The sequence below is a fragment of the Helicobacter pylori SA213A genome (assembly GCF_000476275.1).
GTDB lineage: Bacteria > Campylobacterota > Campylobacteria > Campylobacterales > Helicobacteraceae > Helicobacter > Helicobacter pylori_CL.
In genome coordinates this window covers 1-23,501 of the sequence record NZ_CBOM010000013.1, presented here as the reverse complement: position 1 = coordinate 23,501, position 23,501 = coordinate 1, and the positions used below count along the sequence as shown (strand labels likewise).

21 protein-coding genes and 2 pseudogenes are annotated in these 23,501 nt (G+C 38.8%); 17 read left to right on the top strand and 6 right to left on the bottom strand.

Features of this window, described 5'->3' with window-relative positions; all coding sequences use genetic code 11:
- Positions 1–12: 12 nt before the first annotated feature.
- The 11 genes and pseudogenes from aroA to cheW all read left to right on the top strand — a co-directional run bounded on the left by aroA (position 13) and on the right by cheW (position 13,296).
- The gene (aroA, locus tag QT74_RS05535) at positions 13–1,302 is read left to right on the top strand and encodes a 3-phosphoshikimate 1-carboxyvinyltransferase (protein ID WP_033765266.1); all 1,290 of its coding nucleotides are present in this window, start codon (positions 13–15) and stop codon (positions 1,300–1,302) included.
- Positions 1,292–2,116 carry a 4-hydroxy-3-methylbut-2-enyl diphosphate reductase gene (locus tag QT74_RS05530; protein ID WP_000403575.1) on the top strand — a complete coding sequence of 275 codons (825 nt, stop codon included), beginning with the start codon at positions 1,292–1,294 and terminating at the stop codon, positions 2,114–2,116. The genes aroA and QT74_RS05530 overlap by 11 nt, the downstream gene beginning before the upstream one ends.
- Before the next feature lie 120 nt (positions 2,117–2,236).
- Positions 2,237–3,907, top strand: coding sequence for a 30S ribosomal protein S1 (locus tag QT74_RS05525; RefSeq protein ID WP_033765264.1), 1,671 nt, complete (start codon positions 2,237–2,239; stop codon positions 3,905–3,907).
- 28 nt (positions 3,908–3,935) lie between these two features.
- Positions 3,936–4,487, top strand: coding sequence for a hypothetical protein (locus QT74_RS05520; protein ID WP_023592524.1), 552 nt, complete (start codon positions 3,936–3,938; stop codon positions 4,485–4,487).
- Between the two features lie 15 nt (positions 4,488–4,502).
- Positions 4,503–6,077, top strand: coding sequence for a phosphoglycerate dehydrogenase (gene serA, locus QT74_RS05515; RefSeq protein ID WP_033765259.1), 1,575 nt, complete (start codon positions 4,503–4,505; stop codon positions 6,075–6,077).
- Between the two features lie 9 nt (positions 6,078–6,086).
- A pseudogene (locus QT74_RS05510) lies at positions 6,087–7,986 on the top strand (menaquinone biosynthesis decarboxylase).
- Positions 7,961–8,629 carry a YggS family pyridoxal phosphate-dependent enzyme gene (locus QT74_RS05505; protein ID WP_033765256.1) on the top strand — a complete coding sequence of 223 codons (669 nt, stop codon included), beginning with the start codon at positions 7,961–7,963 and terminating at the stop codon, positions 8,627–8,629. The pseudogene QT74_RS05510 and the gene QT74_RS05505 overlap by 26 nt, the downstream one beginning before the upstream one ends.
- Before the next feature lies 1 nt (position 8,630).
- Positions 8,631–9,389, top strand: coding sequence for a UDP-2,3-diacylglucosamine diphosphatase (locus QT74_RS05500; RefSeq protein WP_033765254.1), 759 nt, complete (start codon positions 8,631–8,633; stop codon positions 9,387–9,389).
- A gap of 3 nt (positions 9,390–9,392) precedes the next feature.
- The gene (gene cheV3 / locus QT74_RS05495; RefSeq protein WP_033765253.1) at positions 9,393–10,331 is read left to right on the top strand and encodes a chemotaxis protein CheV3; all 939 of its coding nucleotides are present in this window, start codon (positions 9,393–9,395) and stop codon (positions 10,329–10,331) included.
- A 53-nt stretch (positions 10,332–10,384) separates the two neighbouring features.
- A complete protein-coding gene (gene cheAY2 / locus QT74_RS05490; RefSeq protein WP_033765251.1) occupies positions 10,385–12,802 on the top strand; it encodes a chemotaxis histidine kinase/response regulator CheAY2 in 2,418 nt (805 codons plus the stop codon).
- On the top strand, positions 12,799–13,296 hold the full coding sequence (gene cheW, locus QT74_RS05485; RefSeq protein ID WP_020972653.1) for a chemotaxis protein CheW: 498 nt from the start codon (positions 12,799–12,801) through the stop codon (positions 13,294–13,296). The genes cheAY2 and cheW overlap by 4 nt, the downstream gene beginning before the upstream one ends.
- Positions 13,297–13,539: 243 nt before the next feature.
- On the opposite strand, the gene tpx is transcribed toward cheW, so the two are convergent.
- Positions 13,540–14,040, bottom strand: a complete 501-nt coding sequence (tpx, locus tag QT74_RS05480) for a thiol peroxidase (protein WP_021435711.1) — start codon at positions 14,038–14,040, stop codon at positions 13,540–13,542.
- 223 nt (positions 14,041–14,263) lie between these two features.
- On the opposite strand from tpx, the gene sodB reads away from it, so the two are divergent.
- Both sodB and cmoA read left to right on the top strand, forming a co-directional pair.
- Positions 14,264–14,905 (top strand): superoxide dismutase [Fe], encoded by a 642-nt coding sequence (gene sodB / locus QT74_RS05475; RefSeq protein ID WP_020972655.1) that lies wholly within the window; start codon positions 14,264–14,266, stop codon positions 14,903–14,905.
- 51 nt (positions 14,906–14,956) lie between these two features.
- Complete coding sequence (gene cmoA / locus QT74_RS05470) at positions 14,957–15,676, top strand: carboxy-S-adenosyl-L-methionine synthase CmoA (RefSeq protein WP_033765249.1); 720 nt, start codon at positions 14,957–14,959, stop codon at positions 15,674–15,676.
- Positions 15,677–15,709: 33 nt separating this feature from the next.
- On the opposite strand, the gene QT74_RS05465 is transcribed toward cmoA, so the two are convergent.
- The 3 genes from QT74_RS05465 to QT74_RS05455 are packed head-to-tail and all read right to left on the bottom strand — an operon-like array spanning position 15,710 to position 18,030.
- Positions 15,710–17,569, bottom strand: a complete 1,860-nt coding sequence (locus tag QT74_RS05465; RefSeq protein WP_033765247.1) for a primosomal protein N' — start codon at positions 17,567–17,569, stop codon at positions 15,710–15,712.
- Positions 17,554–17,790: a hypothetical protein gene (locus tag QT74_RS05460; RefSeq protein WP_000051172.1), complete on the bottom strand. Its 237-nt coding sequence runs from the start codon at positions 17,788–17,790 to the stop codon at positions 17,554–17,556. Before QT74_RS05460 ends, QT74_RS05465 begins: the two co-directional genes overlap by 16 nt.
- A 12-nt stretch (positions 17,791–17,802) precedes the next feature.
- Positions 17,803–18,030 carry a hypothetical protein gene (locus QT74_RS05455; protein ID WP_001191194.1) on the bottom strand — a complete coding sequence of 76 codons (228 nt, stop codon included), beginning with the start codon at positions 18,028–18,030 and terminating at the stop codon, positions 17,803–17,805.
- A 181-nt stretch (positions 18,031–18,211) separates the two neighbouring features.
- Here QT74_RS05455 and QT74_RS05450 point away from each other — a divergent pair, with 181 nt between their 5' ends.
- Positions 18,212–18,964, top strand: coding sequence for an SPOR domain-containing protein (locus tag QT74_RS05450; protein WP_033765245.1), 753 nt, complete (start codon positions 18,212–18,214; stop codon positions 18,962–18,964).
- A 117-nt stretch (positions 18,965–19,081) separates the two neighbouring features.
- Here the strand turns inward: QT74_RS05450 and QT74_RS05445 are convergent, their stop codons facing one another.
- On the bottom strand, positions 19,082–19,612 hold the full coding sequence (locus QT74_RS05445; protein ID WP_033765243.1) for a hypothetical protein: 531 nt from the start codon (positions 19,610–19,612) through the stop codon (positions 19,082–19,084).
- A gap of 179 nt (positions 19,613–19,791) precedes the next feature.
- Here QT74_RS05445 and QT74_RS05440 point away from each other — a divergent pair, with 179 nt between their 5' ends.
- The 3 genes from QT74_RS05440 to gdhA all read left to right on the top strand — a co-directional run bounded on the left by QT74_RS05440 (position 19,792) and on the right by gdhA (position 23,342).
- Positions 19,792–21,015, top strand: a complete 1,224-nt coding sequence (locus tag QT74_RS05440) for a M48 family metallopeptidase (RefSeq protein ID WP_033618437.1) — start codon at positions 19,792–19,794, stop codon at positions 21,013–21,015.
- Positions 21,012–21,842, top strand: a complete 831-nt coding sequence (locus QT74_RS05435) for a peptide chain release factor N(5)-glutamine methyltransferase (RefSeq protein ID WP_033765241.1) — start codon at positions 21,012–21,014, stop codon at positions 21,840–21,842. Before QT74_RS05440 ends, QT74_RS05435 begins: the two co-directional genes overlap by 4 nt.
- Positions 21,843–21,995: 153 nt before the next feature.
- On the top strand, positions 21,996–23,342 hold the full coding sequence (gene gdhA / locus QT74_RS05430) for an NADP-specific glutamate dehydrogenase (protein WP_033765239.1): 1,347 nt from the start codon (positions 21,996–21,998) through the stop codon (positions 23,340–23,342).
- Positions 23,343–23,364: 22 nt separating this feature from the next.
- On the opposite strand, the pseudogene QT74_RS08210 reads toward gdhA, so the two are convergent.
- Positions 23,365–23,501 (bottom strand): annotated as a pseudogene (locus tag QT74_RS08210) (glycosyltransferase family 10 domain-containing protein); the annotation flags it as partial.

Below are 23,501 nucleotides of genomic sequence, written 5' to 3'. Positions count from 1 at the left end.
AAAGGATAATATGTGATAGAGCTTGACATTAACGCTAGCGATAAATCGCTCTCACACAGAGCCGTTATTTTTAGCCTGCTCGCTCAAAAGCCTTGTTTCGTGCGGAATTTTTTAATGGGAGAAGATTGTTTAAGCTCTTTAGAAATCGCTCAAAATTTAGGGGCTAAAGTGGAAAATACCGCAAAAAATTCTTTTAAAATCACGCCCCCAACGGCTATAAAAGAGCCTAGTAAGATTTTAAATTGCAACAATTCTGGCACCAGTATGCGTTTATACAGCGGGCTTTTAAGCGCTCAAAAAGGCCTTTTTGTTTTAAGCGGGGACAATTCCTTAAACGCACGCCCCATGAAAAGAATCATTGAGCCTTTGAAGGCTTTTGGAGCAAAGATTTTAGGGAGAGAGGATAACCATTTCGCCCCCTTAGTGATTGTAGGGAGCCCTTTAAAAGCTTGTCATTATGAAAGCCCTATCGCTTCAGCTCAAGTCAAAAGCGCTTTTATTTTAAGCGCTTTGCAAGCTCAAGGCACAAGCGTTTATAAAGAAAGTGAGCTTAGCCGTAACCACACAGAAATCATGCTTAAAAGTTTGGGAGCTGATATTCAAAATCAAGACGGCGTTTTAAAAATTTCACCCCTAGAAAAACCCCTAGAAGCCTTTGATTTTACGATAGCTAATGATCCGTCTAGCGCGTTTTTTTTCGCCCTCGCTTGCGCGATTACGCCAAAAAGCCGCCTTCTTTTAAAAAATGTCTTGCTCAACCCTACTCGCATAGAAGCTTTTGAAGCGTTGAAAAAAATGGGCGCTTCCATAGAGTATGCGATTCAGTCCAAAGATTTAGAAATCATCGGCGATATTTATATAGAGCATGCCCCTTTAAAAGCGATCAGCATTGAGCAAAATATCGCTAGTCTTATTGATGAAATCCCCGCTTTGAGTATCGCTATGCTTTTTGCAAAAGGCAAAAGCATGATTAAAAACGCTAAAGATTTACGAGCCAAAGAAAGCGACAGGATTAAAGCGGTTGTTTCTAATTTCAAAGCTTTAGGGATTGAGTGCGAAGAGTTTGAAGACGGGTTTTACATAGAGGGATTAGAAGATATAAGCCCATTAAAACAGCATTTTTCTAGGATTAAACCCCCCCTTATCAAAAGCTTCAATGACCACAGGATTGCGATGAGTTTTGCTATTTTAACTTTAGCGTTGCCTTTAGAAATTGATAATTTAGAATGTGCAAACATTTCTTTCCCACAATTCAAACGCTTGCTCAATCAATTCAAAAAAGGGAGTCTTAATGGAAATTAAAATGGCTAAAGATTATGGTTTTTGTTTTGGCGTCAAAAGAGCGATACAAATCGCTGAAAAAAATCAAAACAGCTTGATTTTTGGCTCGCTCATTCATAACGCTAAAGAAATCAATCGTTTGGAAAAAAACTTTAATGTGAAAATTGAAGAAGACCCTAAAAAAATCCCTAAAAATAAGAGCGTGATCATAAGAACCCATGGCATTCCTAAGCAGGATTTAGAATACTTGAAAAATAAGGGGGTCAAAATCACTGATGCGACTTGCCCGTATGTGATCAAGCCCCAACAAATTGTGGAATCCATGAGCAAAGAAGGGTATCAAATCGTACTTTTTGGGGATATTAACCACCCTGAAGTCAAGGGCGTGATAAGCTATGCCACTAACCAGGCTTTAGTCGTCAATTCGTTAGAAGAATTGCAAGAAAAAAAGCTCCAACGAAAAGTGGCTTTAGTTTCTCAAACCACCAAACAGACCCCAAAGCTCTTGCAAATCGCTTCTTATTTGGTGGAAAGATGCACTGAAGTGCGTATTTTTAACACGATTTGTAACGCTACTTCCTACAACCAAAAAGCCGCTTTGGATTTGAGTAAGGAAGTGGATATTATGATAGTCGTGGGCGGTAAAACTTCTTCAAACACCAAACAGCTCTTAAGCATCGCCAAACAGCATTGCAAAGACAGCTACTTGGTAGAAGATGAAAACGAATTAGAGTTGGCGTGGTTTAAGGATAAAAAATTGTGTGGGATTACCGCTGGGGCTTCCACGCCGGATTGGATTATAGAAAATGTCAAGCAAAAAATCAGCACGATTTAACACATTTTGAAAATTTTCTTTAAAAAAACCGCTAATTGTTAGTTTTTAAACGATTTTGTAAGCCAAAAAAGGATACAATGCCCTTAAGGATTTTATATTTATTTTATAGTAAGGCAGTCAATGAGCAAGATAGCAGATGATCAGAACTTTAATGACGAGGAGGAAAACTTCGCAAAACTCTTTAAAAAACAATTAGAAAAAGAAGAAACCTTAGAAAAAGGCACTATCAAAGAAGGGCTAATCGTTTCCATCAATGAGAATGATGGTTATGCCATGGTGAGCGTGGGCGGTAAGACAGAAGGCCGTTTGGCTTTGAATGAGATCACCGATGAAAAGGGGCAGTTGCTGTATCAAAAAAATGACCCCATTATCGTGCATGTGTCCGAGAAAGGTGAACACCCTAGCGTTTCCTACAAAAAAGCCATTTCCCAACAAAAGATTCAGGCTAAAATTGAGGAATTGGGCGAAAACTATGAAAACGCCATTATTGAAGGCAAGATCGTAGGCAAAAATAAAGGAGGCTATATCGTGGAGTCTCAAGGCGTGGAGTATTTTCTCTCCCGCTCGCACTCTTCTTTAAAAAATGACGCAAACCATATCGGCAAACGCATTAAAGCGTGCATTATTCGTGTGGATAAGGAAAACCATTCTATCAATATTTCTCGCAAACGATTCTTTGAAGTCAATGACAAACGACAGCTTGAGGTTTCTAAAGAATTGTTAGAAGCCACAGAGCCGGTATTAGGGGTTGTGCGCCAGATCACCCCTTTTGGCATTTTTGTAGAAGCTAAGGGGATTGAGGGCTTGGTTCATTATTCTGAAATCAGTCATAAAGGGCCAGTCAATCCTGAAAAATACTACAAAGAGGGCGATGAAGTCTATGTCAAAGCTATCGCTTATGATGCAGAAAAAAGACGCCTTTCACTCTCCATAAAAGCGACCATAGAAGACCCATGGGAAGAGATCCAAGACAAGCTAAAACCCGGATACGCCATTAAGGTGGTGGTGAGCAATATTGAACATTATGGGGTGTTTGTGGATATTGGTAATGATATTGAAGGCTTTTTGCATGTTTCTGAAATCTCTTGGGATAAAAATGTCAGCCACCCTAGCCATTACTTGAGCGTGGGGCAAGAAATTGATGTGAAGATCATTGACATTGATCCTAAAAACCGCCGCTTAAGGGTTTCTTTAAAGCAACTCACTAACAGGCCTTTTGATGTTTTTGAATCCAAACACCAAGTAGGAGACATTATAGAGGGCAAAGTGGCGACTTTAACGGATTTTGGGGCGTTTTTGAATCTGGGTGGGGTGGATGGTTTGCTCCACAATCATGACGCTTTTTGGGATAAAGATAAAAAATGCAAAGACCACTATAAAATTGGCGATGTGATCAAAGTGAAAATCCTTAAAATCAACAAAAAAGATAAAAAGATTTCTTTGAGCGCGAAGCACTTGGTGACTTCCCCTACAGAAGAATTCGCTCAAAAGCATAAAACAGACAGCGTGATTCAAGGCAAAGTGGTGAGTATTAAGGATTTTGGCGTTTTCATTAATGCTGATGGCATTGATGTGCTGATCAAAAATGAAGATTTGAACCCCTTGAAAAAAGATGAAATCAAAATAGGGCAAGAAATCACATGCGTGGTGGTTGTGATTGAAAAATCTAACAACAAGGTGCGTGCTTCTGTGCATAGGTTAGAGCGCAAAAAAGAAAAAGAAGAATTGCAAGCTTTTAACACGAGCGATGATAAAATGACTTTAGGGGATATTCTTAAAGAAAAACTCTAAAGAGTGATTTTAAAAGCATGAGAATGGCATGAGATTTAAGGGTGTTGTTGCTTTTATTTCCCTAGCTGTCGCTCTTGGCGTTTTAGCCTATTTGTTTTTAAGCGTTAAAAAAGAAATGCCCGCTACTTCTCATGCGATCTCTCAAACACATGCGATCTCTCAAACCAATGAAGGTCTCTCTCAAACAGATGCAAAAAGCCATGAAATCAACCTAGAAGAAAGCCCCAATAATCCTAATACCCCTAACGATGAAAAAGCCCCCCATAACGAAGAAAATCGCAATAACGCCCTTTCTCAAAACCTTGATGCACAAGAATCTATCAATTACCCCGTTATAGAGCATTATTTTGAAATCCCTTTTGAAGAAAAAAAAAGGGAGTATTCAAAGCTTATCATTAAGGATTTAAAGGGTTATCAATGGTGGTGTTTAAAAGAAATCCTTAAAAAAGAACAAATTGATTACGCTTACGATAGCACCAAAAACCAACCTAACCTCATCATCTATTTAGATAAAAATAAAAAAGAACGCTTTTTAGCTGATTTAGACTATTATAAAATACGCTATCATGCTGTTTTTTAAATTCAAAGGATAAAAATGTATCAAGTAGCCATTTGCGACCCCATCCATGCTAAAGGCATTCAAATTTTAGAAGCTCAAAAAGACATTATCTTGCATGATTATTCCAAATGCCCCAAAAAGGAGCTTTTAGAGAAACTCATCCCCATGGATGCGCTCATCACTCGCAGCATGACTCCTATCACAAGCGATTTTTTAAAGCCCTTAACCCACTTAAAATCCATTGTGAGAGCGGGCGTGGGAGTGGATAATATTGATTTAGAAAGCTGCTCTCAAAAAGGCATTGTAGTGATGAATATCCCCACCGCTAACACGATTGCCGCTGTGGAATTGACCATGGCGCATTTGATCAATGCAGTGCGCTCGTTCCCTTGCGCGAACGATCAAATCAAACACCAAAGGTTATGGAAAAGAGAAGATTGGTATGGCACGGAATTGAAAAATAAAAAGCTAGGCATCATTGGTTTTGGGAATATTGGCTCTAGGGTGGGCATTAGGGCTAAAGCCTTTGAAATGGAGGTTCTAGCCTATGATCCTTATATCCCTTCTTCAAAAGCCACTGATTTAGGGGTCATTTACACAAAAAATTTTGAAGACATTTTGCAATGCGATATGATCACTATCCACACCCCCAAAAATAAAGAAACCATTAACATGATAGGCGCTAAAGAAATTGAACGCATGAAAAAAGGGGTTATTTTAATTAATTGCGCTAGAGGGGGGCTTTATAATGAAGACGCTCTTTATGAAGCTTTAGAAACCAAAAAAGTGCGTTGGCTTGGCATTGATGTCTTTTCTAAAGAGCCTGGCATTCATAACAAGCTTTTAGACTTGCCTAATGTGTATGCGACCCCTCATATTGGCGCGAACACTTTAGAGTCTCAAGAAGAAATTTCCAAACAAGCCGCTCAAGGGGTTATGGAATCTTTAAGAGGTTCAAGCCACCCGCATGCTTTGAATTTACCCATGCAAGCTTTTGATGCAAACGCAAAAGCCTACTTGAATTTAGCGCAAAAATTGGGTTATTTTTCCAGTCAAATCCATAAGGGCGTGTGCCAAAAAATTGAACTCAGTCTTTGTGGGGAGATCAACCAATTCAAAGACGCCCTTGTCGCTTTTACACTAGTAGGGGTGTTAAAACCCGTTGTAGGGGATAAAATCAATTACATTAACGCCCCCTTTGTGGCTAAAGAAAGAGGCATTGAGATTAAGGTTAGCCTTAAAGAAAGCGCTTCGCCCTATAAAAACATGCTCTCTTTAACTCTCAATGCGGCTAATGGTTCAATCAGCGTGAGCGGCACGGTGTTTGAAGAATATATTTTAAAACTCACTGAGATTGATGGGTTTCATATTGATATAGAGCCAAAGGGTAAAATGCTTTTATTCAGGAATACGGATATTCCAGGCGTTATTGGGAGTGTGGGGAATGCGTTCGCTAGGCATGGCATTAACATCGCTGATTTTCGTTTGGGGCGCAACACGCAAAAAGAAGCCCTAGCGCTCATTATTGTAGATGAAGAAGTTTCTTTGGAAGTTTTAGAAGAGCTTAAAAACATTCCTGCGTGCTTAAGCGTTCATTATGTGGTTATTTAAGGTAGTTGGATGCGAGATTTTTTAAAGCTTTTAAAAAAACATAATGAATTAGAAGTCATTGACACCCCCCTTGAAGTGGATTTAGAAATCGCTCATCTGGCCTATATAGAAGCGAAAAAACCTAATGGGGGCAAAGCCCTTTTATTCACGCAACCCATAAGAAAAGAGCATGACCAGATCAAAACCTTTGACATGCCGGTTTTAATGAACGCTTTTGGCTCTTTCAAACGCTTGGATCTTTTATTAAAAACCCCCATAGAAAGCCTGCAACAACGCATGCAAGCGTTCTTGCACTTTAGTGCTCCTAAAAATTTCACTGAGGGTTTGAAAGTCTTAAAAGATTTATGGGATTTAAGACACATTTTCCCTAAAAAAACCACTCGCCCTAAAGATCTCATCATCAAGCAAGACAAAGAAGTCAATTTGTGGGATCTGCCCGTTTTAAAAACTTGGGAAAAAGATGGCGGGGCTTTTATCACTATGGGGCAAGTCTATACCCAAAGCCTAGATCATAAAAAAAAGAATTTGGGCATGTACCGCTTGCAAGTTTATGATAAAAACCATTTAGGCTTGCACTGGCAAATCCATAAAGACTCCCAACTCTTTTTCCACGAATACGCTAAGGCTAAAGTCAAAATGCCTGTCAGTATCGCTATTGGTGGGGATTTGCTCTACACATGGTGCGCGACAGCCCCCTTACCTTATGGGGTTTATGAACTCATGCTCTATGGGTTTATGAGAGGAAAAAAAGCGCACGTGATGCCATGCCTAAGCAACTCTTTAAGCGTGCCAAGCGACTGCGACATTGTGATAGAAGGGTTTGTGGATTGCGAGAAATTAGAGCTTGAAGGGCCTTTTGGGGATCACACTGGCTATTACACCCCTATTGAGCCTTACCCTGTTTTAGAAGTCAAAACCATTAGCTATAAAAAAGATTCCATTTACTTAGCCACTGTGGTGGGTAAGCCCCCTTTAGAAGACAAATACATGGGGTATTTGACCGAACGCTTGTTCTTGCCCTTACTCCAAATGAACGCCCCCAATCTTATAGATTATTGCATGCCAGAAAATGGGGTGTTTCATAATTTGATTTTAGCCCAAATACACACGCGCTATAACGCTCATGCCAAACAAGTCATGCATGCTTTTTGGGGTGTGGGGCAGATGAGTTTTGTCAAACATGCGATTTTTGTCAATGAAGACGCTCCCAATCTAAGAGACACCAACGCTATCATTGAGTATATACTAGAAAATTTTTCTAAAGAAAAAATTCTTATCTCTCAAGGCGTATGCGACGCCTTAGATCATGCAAGCCCTGAATACGCTATGGGGGGGAAACTCGGTATTGATGCGACCTCTAAAAGCAATACCCCCAACCCCACGCTTTTAAACGATAGCGCCTTATTAGCGCTTTTACAAGATAAAATGCAAAATATCGTTCTTTTGAAGCAATACTACCCGCACACCCGTAACCCCATTTGCGTCATTAGCGTGGAAAAGAAAGACAAAAGCGTCATTGAATTGGCTAAAAACTTGCTCGGTTTTGAAGAGCATTTGCGCATTGTCATCTTTGTAGAGCATACCAGCAACGATTTAAACAACCCTTACATGCTGTTATGGCGCATCGTTAATAATATTGATGCACAACGCGATATTCTCACCTCTAAACATTGTTTTTTTATAGACGCTACCAATAAGGGCGTTATGGATAAACATTTTAGAGAATGGCCCACCGAAACCAATTGCTCCATGGAAGTCATAGAAAATTTGAAAAAGAAAGGGCTTTTAAAAGATTTTGAAAAGTTGAATCAAAAATTCCATCTCACGCATTCTTTCAGCACGCACAAAGAAGATCTATAAAGAAGAAGCCATAAAGAAGGATTATGTTAGATTACCGCCAAAAAATTGATACCCTCATCACCAAAATAGAAAAGGCTCGCACCGCCTATTCAAGGCATCATATTGTCAAAATCGTGGCTGTTTCAAAAAACGCTTCCTTAGAAGCTATCCAACATTACTACAACTGCTCTCAAAGGGCTTTTGGAGAAAATAGAGTTCAAGATTTAAAAACTAAAATGCATTCTTTAGAGCATTTGCCCCTTGAATGGCACATGATAGGCTCTTTACAAGAAAATAAAATCAATGCGCTTTTGAGTTTAAAACCCGCTCTTTTGCATTCTTTAGACTCTTTAAAGCTCGCCCTAAAAATAGAAAAGCGTTGCGAAATATTGGGCGTCAATTTAAACGCTCTTTTACAGGTTAATAGCGCGTATGAGGAAAGTAAAAGCGGGGTGGTGCCTGAAGAAGCGCTAGAAACTTATTCTCAAATCAGTGAAACTTGCAAGCGCCTCAAGCTTAAGGGGCTGATGTGTATAGGGGCGCACACCGATGATGAAAAGAAAATTGAAAAATCCTTTATCACCACCAAAAAGCTTTTTGACCAAATAAAAAATGCGAGCGTTCTTTCAATGGGCATGAGTGATGATTTTGAATTAGCGATTGCTTGCGGGGCGAATCTTTTAAGGATTGGCTCTTTTTTGTTCAAAGAGTGAGATGCTAAAATCTTATGCGCTTAAAAATGGGGCTGTTTTTATCTCTGATGCGCATTTTTTGCCCAAAAACCCTCATTTAATCCATACGCTTAAAGAACTTTTAAGCGCCAAACCCCCACAAGTCTTTTTCATGGGCGATATTTTCCATGCGCTTGTGGGCTATTTACCCCTAGATAAAGAGCAGCAAAAAATCATTGATTTAATCCATGCGTTAAGCGAAATTTCACAAGTCTTTTATTTTGAAGGCAACCATGATTTTTCCACGCGTTTTGTATTCAATTCCAAAGTGGTGGTTTTTGAGCGCCAAAACCAGCCCGTATTATTCCAATACGATAACAAACGCTTTTTACTGGCCCATGGGGATTTATTCACTACTAAGGCGTATGAATTTTACATCACGCAACTCACTTCCACTTGGGCTAGATTTTTTCTAACTTTTTTAAATTTATTAAGTTTTAAAACCTTATACCCTTTTTTGAAAAAACTCATTTATCAAAAACCCGTCCGCCTTTGGGAATTAGAGCCAAACAAATTGCAATCTTTTATTGAAAAGCGCCTAAAAGCCTATCAAAACTATATTAAAGATCTTAACCTTGGTAGGATTGATGGCATTATAGAGGGGCATTTTCATCTCAAAAGCGGTGCAAAAATCCCCTTAAGCGCGCCTATTTATTGCCCACTGCCTTCCTTTTATTACGAACAAAGCCTTTTTAAGGTATCATCAAGCGTTTTAGAACCATCTCAAAATAAGGACGCCTAAATCATGGCAGAAAAAACAGCTAACGATTTAAAACTAAGCGAGATAGAACTCGTGGATTTTCGTATTTATGGCATGCAAGAGGGCGTCCCTTATGAGGGGATTTATGGCATCAATGTAGCCAAAGTCCAAGAAATCATTCCCATGCCCACCCTTTTTGAATACCCCACGAATTTGGATTACATTATCGGCGTGTTTGATTTGCGCTCCACGATCATCCCACTTATTGACTTGGCTAAATGGATAGGGATCATTCCGGATAAAAGTAAGGAAAATGAAAAAATTGTCATTATCACGGAATTTAATCATGTTAAATTAGGCTTTTTAGTCCATTCAGCCAGGCGTATCAGGTGCATTAGTTGGAAAGATGTAGAGCCTGCATCCTTTAGCGCGTCCAATAATATTAATAAAGAAAATATCACCGGCACCACGCGCATTGAAAACGATAAAACCTTGCTCATTTTGGATTTAGAGAGCATTTTAGACGATTTGAAGCTTAATGAAGACGCTAACAAGACAAAGGATTCTACCCCTAAAGAGCGTTTTGAAGGCGAAGTGTTGTTTTTAGACGATAGCAAAACCGCAAGAAAAACCTTAAAAAACCATTTGAGCAAATTGGGTTTTAACATCACTGAAGCCGTGGATGGGGAAGACGGGTTGAACAAACTAGAAATGCTATTTAAAAAATACGGGGACGATTTAAGAAATCATTTAAAATTCATTATTTCAGATGTTGAAATGCCTAAAATGGATGGCTATCATTTCTTGTTCAAGCTCCAAAAAGACCCCAGGTTTGCTTATATCCCGGTGATTTTTAATTCTTCTATTTGCGATAATTATAGCGCTGAAAGGGCTAAAGAAATGGGGGCTGTGGCGTATTTAGTCAAGTTTGATGCAGAAAAATTCACCGAAGAAATTTCTAAGATTTTAGACAAGAATGCGTAATTCTTTTTATAAAATTGTAAAATACTCTTATCTCAAACGCTAAAGGGGTTTAAATGGATGATTTGCAAGAAATAATGGAAGACTTCTTGATTGAAGCCTTTGAAATGAATGAACAATTGGATCAGGATTTGGTGGAGTTAGAGCATAATCCTGAAGATTTAGACTTGCTCAATCGCATTTTTAGAGTCGCTCACACCATTAAAGGTTCTAGCTCGTTTTTGAATCTCAACATTCTCACGCACCTCACGCACAACATGGAAGATGTCTTAAATCGCGCCAGAAAAGGCGAAATCAAGATCACGCCTGATATTATGGATGTCGTGTTGCGCTCCATTGATTTGATGAAAACTTTACTCGTAACGATTAGAGATACCGGCTCGGATACCAATAACGGCAAGGAAAACGAGATTGAAGAAGCGGTCAAACAGCTTCAAGCCATTACGAGCCAAAATCTAGAGGGTGCTAAAGAAACTTCAGGGACTAAAGAAGCCCCAAAAGAAGTAAAAGAAGAAATTAAAGAAAAAACGAAAGAAGAAGTTAAAGCAAATAAAACCCCTACTGCAGAAAATCCCGCAAGCGATAACCCGCTAGCCGATGAGCCGGATTTGGATTACGCTAACATGAGCGCTGAAGAAGTGGAAGCGGAAATTGAACGCCTGCTGAACAAACGCCAAGAAGCCGATAAAGAGCGAAGAGCCCAAAAAAAACAAGAAGCCAAACAAGAAGTTACCCCAACAAAAGAACCCCCCAAAACAGAAACCCCCAAAGCCCCTAAAACAGAAACTAAAGCTAAGGCTAAAGCCGATACTGAAGAAAATAAAGCCCCCTCTATTGGCGTGGAGCAAACCGTTAGGGTGGATGTGCGCCGCTTGGATCACTTGATGAATTTAATCGGTGAGCTTGTGTTGGGCAAGAATCGCTTGATTAGAATCTATAGCGATGTGGAAGAACGCTATGATGGGGAGAAATTTTTAGAGGAATTAAACCAGGTGGTTTCTTCTATTTCAGCGGTAACGACAGACTTGCAACTTGCGGTGATGAAAACCCGAATGCAACCGGTGGGCAAGGTGTTTAACAAATTCCCTCGCATGGTAAGGGATTTGAGCCGAGAGTTAGGCAAAAGCATTGAATTGATCATTGAAGGCGAAGAAACCGAACTGGACAAATCCATTGTGGAAGAAATTGGCGATCCGCTCATTCACATTATCCGCAACTCATGCGATCATGGGATTGAGCCGTTGGAAGAAAGAAAAAGGCTTAACAAACCTGAAACCGGTAAAGTGCAATTGAGCGCGTATAATGAGGGTAACCACATTGTGATTAAAATCTCTGATGATGGTAAGGGCTTAGATCCTGCAATGCTTAAAGAAAAAGCGGTTGAAAAAGGGGTGATTAGCGAAAGAGACGCTGAAAGCATGAGCGATAGGGAAGCGTTTAACCTTATTTTCAAGCCAGGCTTTTCTACTGCAAAAACCGTTTCTAATGTTTCAGGCAGAGGCGTGGGCATGGATGTGGTGAAAACCAATATTGAAAAGCTTAATGGGATCATTGAAATTGATTCAGAAGTGGGGGTAGGCACGACTCAAAAGCTTAAAATCCCTCTCACTCTGGCTATCATTCAAGCTTTGCTCGTGGGCGTTCAAGAAGAATATTACGCTATTCCGCTTTCTTCGGTTTTAGAAACCGTGCGCATCAGCCAAGATGAAATTTACACCGTTGATGGCAAAAGCGTGTTGCGCTTGAGAGATGAGGTGCTTTCTTTGGTACGCCTTTCTGATATTTTTAAAGTGGATGCTATTTTGGAATCTAACTCTGATGTGTATGTGGTCATCATTGGCTTGGCTGATCAAAAAATTGGCGTGATCGTGGATTATTTGATCGGTCAAGAAGAAGTGGTCATAAAGTCTTTAGGCTATTACCTTAAAAACACTAGAGGCATTGCTGGGGCTACGGTAAGAGGCGATGGGAAAATCACTCTCATTGTAGATGTGGGGGCGATGATGGATATGGCAAAAAGCATCAAGGTCAATATCACTAATTTAATGAATGAATCAGAAAACACGAAAAGCAAAAATTCTCCTAGCGATTATATTGTTTTAGCGATTGATGACAGCAGCACAGACAGGGCGATTATCCGCAAATGTTTAAAACCATTAGGCATCACGCTTTTAGAGGCCACTAACGGGTTGGAGGGCTTAGAAATGCTTAAAAATGGCGATAAAATCCCGGACGCTATTTTAGTGGATATTGAAATGCCTAAAATGGACGGCTACACTTTCGCTTCTGAAGTGCGTAAATACAATAAATTCAAAAACTTGCCTTTGATTGCAGTTACTAGTCGGGTAACCAAAACCGACAGGATGCGTGGCGTTGAATCCGGCATGACTGAATACATCACCAAACCTTATAGCGGTGAGTATTTAACTACCGTAGTGAAGCGCAGTATTAAATTAGAAGGAGGCGAGTCATGAGTAACCAACTAAAAGATTTATTTGAAAAACAAAAAGAAGCTAATGCGGGTTCTAAACCAGAAGATAGTGAAGAAATTTTGCAATTCATTGGCTTTATTATCGGCGATGAAGAGTATGCCATTCCCATTTTGAATATTTTAGAGATCGTCAAACCCATCGGCTACACACGAGTCCCTGAAACGCCGAATTATGTGCTTGGCGTGTTCAATTTAAGGGGTAATGTTTTCCCTTTGATTAGTTTGCGTCTGAAATTTGGCTTGAAAGCCGAAAAACAAAATAAAGACACTCGTTATCTAGTGGTGCGTCATAACGACCAGATCGCTGGGTTTTTTATAGATCGCTTGACTGAAGCCATTCGCATCAAACAAACGGATATTGACCCGGTGCCAGAGACTTTAAGTGATAATAACAATCTAACCTATGGCATTGGGAAGCAAAACGACCGATTGGTAACCATTTTAAGGGTGGAAGAAATCCTAAAAAAAGACTTCTAAAACTTTTAGCTAAGCCCCCTATCATGGGCTTAAGGTTTATTCCATTAAAAAAGCTTAATTAAGCGATAATCTATTGTTAGCGTTTGGTTCAAAACAGAGTTTTTTTAATCTTTTTTTAAAATAGCGTGAAATTTTTCAAACGGATTTCAAAAGAACTTTTTATTTTTATTGCCAACACTTTTAATAAACGAAGTTTTTGCGTTGAGATTTATCAGATTATAGCCCCCTCCTTTTAGGGATTTTTTATTCCAACACTTTTAAAAGCGCTTCATAATTGGGCTCTTCTAAAATGTTTTGAACGATTTCTTTATAGATGAGTACCCCTTGAGCGTCCAAAACAAACACGGATCGAGCGAGCAAGCCTTGCAAAGAACCTTTGCCCAACAGCACGCCGTAATTTTCCCCAAAAGCCTTATACCTAAAATCGCTTAAAATTCTTAGATCCTTAATGCCTTCAGCGCCGCAAATTTGTCCTTGAGAAAAAGGCAAGTCCATAGAAATAACGCTAAAACTCACAGAAGGCAGTTTGCCGGCTTGTTCGTTGAAGTGTTTGGCTTGGAGCAAGCAAACCGATCCGGTTAAACTAGGGAGCGCGCTAATGACTTGAAAACGCACGCCTTGTTTCAATAAATTGACTTCTTGCAAATCGCCATTCACCAATTTCACATCAGGAGCTTTATCGCCCACTTTTAGGGTTTTCCCTTCTAATTGGTATGTTTCTTCTTTAAAAGTAACTTTTTGCATGGTTAAATCCTTTCTCATTGAATTGCTATATTGCGTTAGAATAATAGTCCATTAAGATTAACTATTAAAAAATTCAAGAAAGATTTGTTAAAAAAGTTGTTTTAATTTGAAAAATCCCCCTAAAATCCACAAAATTTGCATAACGATCCATTTTTAAGAAAAGATTTACCAAAAAGTATTAAAAAATGATTACAATAAGCTCACCTAATCACAAGGAGAAAACATGTTTACATTACGAGAATTACCTTTTGCTAAAGACAGCATGGGAGATTTTTTAAGCCCTGTAGCGTTTGATTTCCACCATGGAAAACACCACCAAACTTATGTGAATAATTTGAATAATTTAATCAAAGGCACAGAGTTTGAAGAAAGTTGCCTATACACCATTTTGACGAAGTCTAGCGGAGGGGTGTTTAATAACGCCGCTCAAATCTATAACCACGATTTTTATTGGGATTGCTTAAGCCCTAAAGCGACTGCGTTGAGCGATGAATTGAAAGGGGCTTTAGAAAAAGATTTTGGCTCACTAGAGAAATTTAAAGAAGAATTCATTAAGAGCGCGACCACTTTGTTTGGCTCTGGTTGGAATTGGGCGGCGTATAATTCAGACACTCAAAAAATTGAAATCCTTCAAACCAGCAACGCTCAAACCCCAGTAACGGATAAAAAAGTGCCGCTTTTAGTGGTAGATGTGTGGGAGCATGCTTATTATATTGACCATAAAAACGCACGCCCTGTGTATTTGGAAAAATTCTATGGGCATATTAACTGGCATTTTGTCTCTCAATGCTATGAATGGGCGAAAAAAGAAGGCTTAGGCTCAGTGGATTACTACATCAACGAATTGGTGCATAAAAAGGCTTAAGCGTTATTTTAATAGGGTGGTTTAAAGCTTTTAAACCACGCTTTTTGTTTGATGAAAGACACTCTTTTTAACAAAGCTCTAAACAAACGCTTTTGTTTTGATGAAAAAGTCGCCCATGTTTTTGATGACATGCTAGAGCGTTCTATCCCTTATTACCATGAAATGTTAAATTTAGGGGCGTATTTTATCGCTCAAAATTTAAAAGAAAGCATCAATCCTAAACCCTTGATCTATGATTTGGGTTGTTCTACCGGAAACTTTTTTATCGTGCTTAACCAACAAATCCAACAAGATATTGAACTTATAGGGATTGACAACTCCATGCCCATGCTCAAAAAAGCGCAAGAAAAATTAAAAGATTTTAAAAATACTCGTTTTGAATGCATGGATTTTTTAGAGGTTGATTTTAAAGAAGCGAATGCGTTTTCATTGCTTTTTGTGTTGCAATTTGTCCGCCCCATGCAAAGAGAGGTGTTGCTCAAAAAGATTTATAACAGCCTTGCGTTGAATGGGGTTTTATTGGTGGGCGAAAAGACCATGAGCGAAGATCGGATATTAGACAAGCAAATGATAGAGCTATACTACCTTTATAAACAAAATCAAGGCTACAGCCACAATGAAATCGCTTTCAAAAGGGAAGCGTTAGAAAATGTGCTTGTGCCTTATAGTTTAAAAGAAAATATTGCGCTTTTAGAAAGCGTGGGGTTTAAGCATGTGGAAGCGGTGTTTAAATGGGTGAATTTCACGCTGCTAGCCGCCAGAAAAACTTAAGTTTTTTAAGATAATATAGAAAACTTAAGTGTTTTAAAAAATATCTATAGGGTCCATGTTCACGCTGCAAGGGATATTAGGGGCGGTTTTTAAAAACGCATGCACGCTTTTGATTAGGCTTAAAGGGTTTTTGGAACGCAACAAAATCAGGTAGCGGTAAGAAGAGGCGATTTTTTCAATGGGGGCTTTGAAATTAGAGAGCGTTACACCCTTTTCTAAACACGAAGAAAGGGTTTGGGAGGCTTTTAGGCTCAATTGTTGGGCTTTTTCTTCGTTTTTATGCTTAAATTCCAACAAACACAGCCTTGAAAAAGGCGGGTAGAGTTCGCACCTTTCTTGCAATTCGTATTGTAAAAAATCTTCATAATCTTCTAAGAAATTTTCTAATAGATCGGTTTCGGTGCTTTGAATGAACACTTGGCCAGAAATTTGCCTAGCGCTCCTCCCAGCGATTTGATAAAGTAACGACACGCCTTCTTCTAAAGCCCTATAACTATTAGATTTAATGATATTGTCTATGCCTAAGATAACCGCTAAACTCACTTTAGCGTAATCATGCCCTTTGCTTATCATCTGCGTGCCGATTAAGATATTGGTTTTTTGAGCGTTGAAATCGTTTAAAATATTGTGGAGTTTTTTTGGCGTGCTGGTGTGATCTTTATCTAAAATCGCTATTTTAGCACCTTTTAAAAGGCCTTCCAACTCGTTCAACACTTGCATGGTGCCTATCCTTTTACCCACTAAAACTTCGCTTTGGCATGCGCTGCAAATTTTAGGGATAGGGCTTGAAAAATGGCAATAATGGCACATGAGTTTGTTGGTTTTTAAATGCAAACTCATATTCACGCTGCAAAAGGGGCATTGAACGCTTTTGTAACAACTTTGGCACAGCAAGGTTTTGAAATTAGCCCTTGTAGGCACAAAAATAATGGCTTGCTCGTTCTTGTCTATCACTTGTTGCAGCGCTTCTAGGAGTTTGGGCGTGATAAAACGCTCGGTTTTTTCAAAAATAATGTTTTTTTGCGTGGGGGTGTAGCGCCCCTTTAAGCGCACTAAAGCCTTATCTTTAAAGCGTTTGTAACTATTCAAACTTGGCGTAGCAGAGCCTAAGATCACTTGAATAGGGAATTTATGGGATAAATACAAGCATAAATCCCTAGCGTTATACATAGGGCTTTGATGGGATTTATAAGAAAAATCATGCTCTTCATCTACAATGATTAAACCCAACTCCTTAAGGGGCAAAAACAACGCGCTTCGTGTGCCTACCACTAATTTGATTTCTTGCGAATAAAGCTTTTCTAAAAATTGCTTTTTTTGATTTTGAGAGAGTTTGCTATGCCACAAGCCTAAATTTTCTTTAAAGACCCTTTTAAGGCGTTGCTGCATTTGAGGGGTGAGGGCGATTTCTGGCACTAACAACAGAGTGCTTTTTTTTTGCTCTAATATTTGAGCGATTGCATGCATATAAATCTCGGTTTTCCCGCTGCCCGTATCGCCAAAGAGCAAGCTTGCTGAATGTTTTTGCAATTCTTTTAAAGCGTTGGTTTGCGTTTGGCTCAACGCATTAAGAACAGGCTCAATTTTTTCTAACCCCACTAAATCGCATTCTTTAAAAGGGGCAAAAAGGCTTAAGACTGAAGAAAGATTGGCCGAGTAATATTGAGCGATAAAAATAGCGAGCTCTATTTGAAAGGGGAGTAAAAAATAAGGGGTTTTTTCTAACTCTAGGCATTCAAAAGAGGGTTTTGAAACTTCTTCAAGAACGACGCCCAAAAGCGTTTTATTCCTTAAAGGGATATTGACTAACGCTCCTTTAAGGTGTCGCTCTTTAGAAAAGTAAGTTAGAGGGGGGGTTTTATTTTTTAAAGGAGCGATCAAGTGATAGAACATGATGAGATTTTTTCTAAAAGCTTTTGGAGTTCATTATGCAAATACTCGTTTTGACAACTTTCATGCAAATAGTCCTTTAAAAGCTCTAAGGCGTTTAATTCTTGGTTATGGAAACGCTCCTTTAGGGTGCGTTTCATCTCATCGCTAAAGGTGTTATTGAGAGAGATTTTATAGCGTTTGCCTAAATAAGTGATTTCTAAGCTGTCGTTTTCTAAAGACATGTTTTTAATGGTTTATGACAATAAATCAGAGATTTTGTCATAAAGACCTTGAATGCCCTTATCTTTAGCGCTCAATTCATCGTATAAAATAGCGATTTGAATGTCTTTTTCTTCATTTTGCGCATTCAAGGTGGTGTTTGCTTGGCGTAAAGCGTTCAACTCTTCTTCTTGTTTTTGGATTTTTTCAATCAATTCATCAATTTTAGCACCCAATTGGTTTAACAAACTTAAAGATTGCATCATAAGCCTTTCATGGTTTTTGAAAGTTATTATATCAAAGCTATTAAATTATCGCAAAATACCCCTATCCCCTTAAATAAAGTAACTAAAACCCCATGTTTTAAACCATTCTTATGGCGGTATTTAGTATTTTTTACTACCATAAAGCAACAAGACAGAAAGCTTGGCATGGGAGTGGTGAATGCAAAAAAGTATATTGAAAATGACTCTGTTGTTGGTTTTCCTCTTTTTAAGAAACGCTGTTGGTTTAGAGGACAAAAAAGCGACTACCCAGCCTGAGAGCGTTCAAAATACGCCCAAAGATTTACCCCCTATCCAATTAAGGCTCAATCAAGTCCATGAAGAACTTATAGAAATGTTAGAAAATATGGGGAAAGGCACGCAGTATGAGTTCCCTAAAATCAAAGAAATCCTAGAGCAAAGCGAAGAAGAATGGCTCAAAGTCGCCCATGAAGAATGCATAGCGTTAGTCATGTTAGTAAGCCCAAAAGCTTCTATTGAACATAGCCCCATTTATAAAAATTGTTATGAAGCTTATGTGAAGCAAAGAATCCATGATTTATATGATTTTTATATAGAGAGCAAAAAGGTGAAAAGAAAAATCAAAAAAGCCCGTAAGCAAGAGGTTGCTATCAATCAATCCCAATCCGCAAAAAAAGAACCGCCTAAAAATGAGCGTCAAAAAAACCTGACAAAACCGAGCTTAAAAGATGCGAGTATCCCTAAAGGGTATTACTTGCAAGTGGGGGCTTTTTTGAACGTGCCCAGTAAGGATTTTTTGCAAACGCTCAAAAATTTCCCTTATAAAACAGAGAAAAAAGACTCTCTCACGCATTATTTTATTGGCCCTTACAAGATCAAAGAAGAAGCCCTAAAACAGCTTGAAAATGCGGCTAAAAGCTTTAAAAATAAGCCCGTGTTGGTGGAAAAATGATTGTTTTAATTCCAATTCTTAATAGCTTTTTAACGGAGCATTGGTGATAAAAAAACTCAAAAGCATTTAATAAAAGAATTTGTTTTTAATCAAGCGATCATCTCTTAAAAAGCGATCTTATTGGATTTTTATCTTATAAAGCCACATGGCTATCAATGCAACAAACAAACTCGCACCCAAAAACGCATAGCCTATCATTTTATAAAGGGGCATAAAGGTTTTTTGAATTTCTTCTTCTATAATAATGATTTTAGAAACCCCTAAGCGGTTATTTGGGGCGTCATCTATGAGGTAAAAGCCCTGTTTTTTAAGCACAAAATAGGGGGTTTTGATTAAGGCTTCCTTTTTAAAAGAAATCACAAACGCCCCAACATTGGAAAACTTGACCTTGTTGTCTGTATCCAATAAGACAAAGGGAGTGTTTTTGAATCGCTCTTCTAAGATCTTTAAAGGCTCTAAAGAAGAGGTGTTATTGAGTTCTAAAAGGCTTTTAGCGATAACATCAGCGGTGTATTGCATGCGTATTTGGGTATTTTCTAAGAGGTTGTTTTTCGCATAAAAGAAAAATAGCACCAACAAAACCCCCACTAAAAGCAAGGTAGAAAAAAGATAAACCATCAAAAAACGCTTTTTAAAAGAATAGGGCATGACAGACCTTTTTGTTGATAGCGGGTTGGATAACACAGCTTTTTACGATTGGATTAAAAACGCTCAAAAACAGCCTCTTTTTTCTACCATATTTATTTAATTTTATGGTAAATTTTTGAAAAATTGTTATAATTCCTACACTTTTATTGGTAAATTTAATGGAGAAAGGAGTTTAGAACATGCTTGATGTATGGATAGATATGATAATTTGTATTTTCTACTTGCTCTTTTTTACGACTCCTTACATTGTAGGCGATATTTTGCAATTGAAATGCATCCGCCAAAAGCTCTGCGAGAAGCCTATTTTACTTTCTCAAAAGGATTATGAAGAAGCGGGTCATTATGCAATTAGAAAAATGCAATTATCTATCATTTCTCAAATTTTAGACGGCATCATCTTTGCTGGCTGGGTCTTTTTTGGCTTGACGCATTTAGAAGATTTGATGCATTATTTGAATCTTCCTGAAACGCTCGGTTACTTGGTGTTTGCGTTGTTGTTTTTAGCGATTCAAAGCGTTTTATCCTTACCCATTAATTACTACACCACCATGCATTTGGACAAGGAATTTGGCTTTTCTAAGGTGAGTTTGTCGTTGTTTTTTAAGGATTTTTTCAAAGGCTTTTTGCTCACTTTAGGCGTGGGGTTGTTGTTGATTTACACTCTCATTATGATCATTGAACATGTGGAGCATTGGGAGATCAGCTCGTTTTTTGTCGTGTTTGTTTTCATGATTTTGGCTAATCTTTTTTACCCTAAAATCGCTCAGCTTTTCAACCAATTCACCCCCTTAAACAACAGGGATTTAGAAAAGCAAATTGAAAGCATGATGGATAAAGTGGGCTTTAAATCCGAAGGCATTTTTGTGATGGACGCTAGCAAGAGAGATGGGCGTTTGAACGCGTATTTTGGAGGGTTGGGAAAAAACAAACGAGTGGTGTTGTTTGACACTTTGCTTTCTAAAGTTGGCACAGAGGGGCTTTTAGCGATTTTAGGGCATGAGTTAGGGCATTTTAAAAATAACGATTTGTTGAAAAGTTTAGGGATTATGGGAGGCTTGCTCGCTTTGGTTTTTGCTTTGATCGCTCATTTGCCGCCATTGGTTTTTGAAGGCTTTAATGTCTCGCAAACGCCAGCGAGTTTGATTGCGATTTTACTCTTATTTTTGCCGGTATTTTCCTTTTACGCCATGCCTTTGATCGGGTTTTTTAGCCGCAAAAATGAATACAATGCCGACAAATTCGGGGCGAGCTTAAGCTCTAAAGAAACTCTAGCCAAAGCTTTAGTGTCCATCGTTAATGAAAATAAAGCCTTCCCCTATTCGCACCCCTTTTATGTTTTCTTGCATTTCACGCACCCGCCGCTTTTAGAACGCTTGAAAGCTTTGGATTACGAAATTGAATGACCCTTTCACAAGCCCTAAACAAAGCCAAAAAAGAATTATCCCAAAAAGGTTTTAGGGGGGGGTTAGAGTCTGAAATTTTACTGGGCTTTGTTTTGCAAAAAGAAAGGGTTTTTTTGCACACGCATGAGCATTTAGAATTGAACCATAAAGAAGAAATGCGCTTTTTTGAACTGGTAGAAAAGCGTTTGAACGACTACCCCCTAGAGTATTTATTAGAAAGCTGTAATTTTTATGGGCGCTCTTTTTTTGTGAACGAACATGTTTTAATCCCACGGCCTGAAACCGAGATTTTAGTCCAAAAAGCGCTGGATATTATTACTCAATACCATTTAAAAGAAATAGGCGAAATAGGCATAGGGAGCGCTTGCGTTTCGGTGAGTTTGGCTTTAGAAAACCCTAATCTCTCTATTCATGCGAGCGATATTTCACCCAACGCTTTAGAAGTGGCGTCAAAAAATATTGAACGCTTTGACTTAAAAAAGCGTATTTTTTTAAAACAAACGCATCTTTGGGATCATATGCCAACAACACCCATGCTTGTTTCTAACCCGCCCTATATCGCTAAAAATTATCCTTTGGATAAATCCGTTTTAAAAGAACCGCATGAAGCCCTTTTTGGGGGGGTTAAAGGCGATGAAATCTTAAAAGAAATCATTTTTTTAGCCGCTGGATTGAAAATCCCTTTTTTGGTTTGTGAAATGGGGCATGATCAGTTGGAAAGCTTGAAAGAATGCTTGGAATTTTGCGGTTATGATGCAGAGTTTTACAAGGATTTGAGCGGCTTTGATAGAGGGTTTGTGGGCATTTTAAAAAGTTTTTTAAAATAAAAAAATTGATTTAATCAAGCAGTAGTTGAGTTTGAAAAATTAAAAACAAAATTTTAACTATCCCTATTTAATGAGAAAAACCAAAAGAATTAAAACTTAATTACCCTTTTAGTGTTACAATAAAAACCTAAAAACAATAAAGGAATGCCGCTCATGTATATTGAAAAAATTCTCCAGTCTTTACAAAAAAAATACCCTTATCAAAAAGAGTTCCACCAAGCCGTCTATGAGGCTATCACTTCGTTAAAACCCCTTTTAGACAGCGATAAAAGCTATGAAAAGCATGCAATTTTAGAGCGTTTAGTTGAGCCTGAAAGAGAGATTTTTTTCAGGGTGTGTTGGCTAGATGATAACAATCAAATCCAAGTCAATCGGGGGTGTAGGGTTGAATTCAATTCGGCTATTGGCCCTTATAAAGGGGGTTTGAGGTTCCACCCTAGCGTGAATGAAAGCGTGATCAAATTCTTAGGCTTTGAGCAAGTGTTGAAAAATTCGCTCACCACTTTGGCCATGGGGGGCGCTAAGGGGGGGAGCGATTTTGACCCTAAGGGAAAGAGCGAGCATGAAATCATGCGTTTTTGCCAGGCGTTCATGAATGAATTATACCGCCATATTGGAGCCACAACCGATGTGCCAGCTGGGGATATTGGAGTGGGTGAAAGAGAGATTGGCTATTTGTTTGGGCAATACAAGAAATTAGTCAATCGTTTTGAGGGCGTATTGACCGGTAAGGGGCTAACTTATGGGGGGAGCTTGTGCAGAAAAGAAGCTACCGGTTATGGGTGCGTGTATTTTGCTGAAGAAATGTTGCAAGAAAGAAACAGCTCTTTAGAGGGTAAGGTTTGCAGCGTTTCTGGGAGCGGTAATGTCGCTATTTATACGATTGAAAAATTGCTTCAAATAGGCGCTAAACCGGTAACTGCAAGCGATTCTAATGGCATGATTTATGATAAAGAGGGCATTGATTTAGATCTTTTAAAAGAGATTAAAGAGGTTCGTCGTGAGAGGATTGAAGAATACGCTTTAGAAAAAAAGAGCGCGAAATACACGCCCACAGAAAACTACCCCAAAGGGGGGAATACAATATGGCATGTGCCTTGTTTTGCGGCTTTTCCTAGCGCAACAGAGAATGAATTGAGCGTTTTAGACGCCAAAATCCTCCTTTCTAACGGGTGTAAATGCGTGGCTGAAGGGGCGAACATGCCCTCAAGCAATGAAGCGGTTGAATTGTTTTTGCAGGCTAAAATTTCTTATGGTTTGGGCAAGGCGGCTAATGCTGGGGGGGTGAGCGTGAGCGGCTTGGAAATGGCGCAAAACGCGAGCATGCACCCATGGAGTTTTGAAGTGGTGGATGCGAAATTGCACCATATTATGAAAGAGATTTATAAAAATGTCTCTCAAACCGCTAAAGAGTTTAAAGACCCTACTAATTTTGTTTTAGGGGCTAATATCGCTGGGTTTAGAAAAGTAGCGTCTGCGATGATAGCGCAAGGGGTTTGATTACCCCCCAATTTTACAAACCCTATTTTTTAATCAACTTTCTTATTACGCGCAACAAAGGCAAGGATTTTTGATAAGCTTTGCGATAGATTTTAAAAGTGGTGTTTTGAGAGAGTTCTAATAAAGGCGAAGCGTTTTGTAAAAGGCGCTCATAATTAA

What these genes read in the sequence shown, in the direction of transcription:
- tpx (WP_021435711.1), bottom strand. Translation starts at nt 14,040, where the DNA reads ATGCAAAAAGTTACTTTTAAAGAAGAAACATACCAATTAGAAGGGAAA.
- QT74_RS05460 (WP_000051172.1), bottom strand. Translation starts at nt 17,790, where the DNA reads ATGTCTTTAGAAAACGACAGCTTAGAAATCACTTATTTAGGCAAACGC.
- QT74_RS05465 (WP_033765247.1), bottom strand. Translation starts at nt 17,569, where the DNA reads ATGTTCTATCACTTGATCGCTCCTTTAAAAAATAAAACCCCCCCTCTA.
- QT74_RS05530 (WP_000403575.1), top strand. Translation starts at nt 1,292, where the DNA reads ATGGAAATTAAAATGGCTAAAGATTATGGTTTTTGTTTTGGCGTCAAA.
- QT74_RS05505 (WP_033765256.1), top strand. Translation starts at nt 7,961, where the DNA reads ATGTTAGATTACCGCCAAAAAATTGATACCCTCATCACCAAAATAGAA.
- cmoA (WP_033765249.1), top strand. Translation starts at nt 14,957, where the DNA reads ATGAAAGACACTCTTTTTAACAAAGCTCTAAACAAACGCTTTTGTTTT.
- cheAY2 (WP_033765251.1), top strand. Translation starts at nt 10,385, where the DNA reads ATGGATGATTTGCAAGAAATAATGGAAGACTTCTTGATTGAAGCCTTT.
- QT74_RS05520 (WP_023592524.1), top strand. Translation starts at nt 3,936, where the DNA reads ATGAGATTTAAGGGTGTTGTTGCTTTTATTTCCCTAGCTGTCGCTCTT.
- QT74_RS05435 (WP_033765241.1), top strand. Translation starts at nt 21,012, where the DNA reads ATGACCCTTTCACAAGCCCTAAACAAAGCCAAAAAAGAATTATCCCAA.
- QT74_RS05445 (WP_033765243.1), bottom strand. Translation starts at nt 19,612, where the DNA reads ATGCCCTATTCTTTTAAAAAGCGTTTTTTGATGGTTTATCTTTTTTCT.
- QT74_RS05450 (WP_033765245.1), top strand. Translation starts at nt 18,212, where the DNA reads ATGCAAAAAAGTATATTGAAAATGACTCTGTTGTTGGTTTTCCTCTTT.
- QT74_RS05440 (WP_033618437.1), top strand. Translation starts at nt 19,792, where the DNA reads ATGCTTGATGTATGGATAGATATGATAATTTGTATTTTCTACTTGCTC.
- QT74_RS05525 (WP_033765264.1), top strand. Translation starts at nt 2,237, where the DNA reads ATGAGCAAGATAGCAGATGATCAGAACTTTAATGACGAGGAGGAAAAC.
- serA (WP_033765259.1), top strand. Translation starts at nt 4,503, where the DNA reads ATGTATCAAGTAGCCATTTGCGACCCCATCCATGCTAAAGGCATTCAA.
- gdhA (WP_033765239.1), top strand. Translation starts at nt 21,996, where the DNA reads ATGTATATTGAAAAAATTCTCCAGTCTTTACAAAAAAAATACCCTTAT.
- QT74_RS05500 (WP_033765254.1), top strand. Translation starts at nt 8,631, where the DNA reads ATGCTAAAATCTTATGCGCTTAAAAATGGGGCTGTTTTTATCTCTGAT.
- cheW (WP_020972653.1), top strand. Translation starts at nt 12,799, where the DNA reads ATGAGTAACCAACTAAAAGATTTATTTGAAAAACAAAAAGAAGCTAAT.
- cheV3 (WP_033765253.1), top strand. Translation starts at nt 9,393, where the DNA reads ATGGCAGAAAAAACAGCTAACGATTTAAAACTAAGCGAGATAGAACTC.
- QT74_RS05455 (WP_001191194.1), bottom strand. Translation starts at nt 18,030, where the DNA reads ATGCAATCTTTAAGTTTGTTAAACCAATTGGGTGCTAAAATTGATGAA.
- sodB (WP_020972655.1), top strand. Translation starts at nt 14,264, where the DNA reads ATGTTTACATTACGAGAATTACCTTTTGCTAAAGACAGCATGGGAGAT.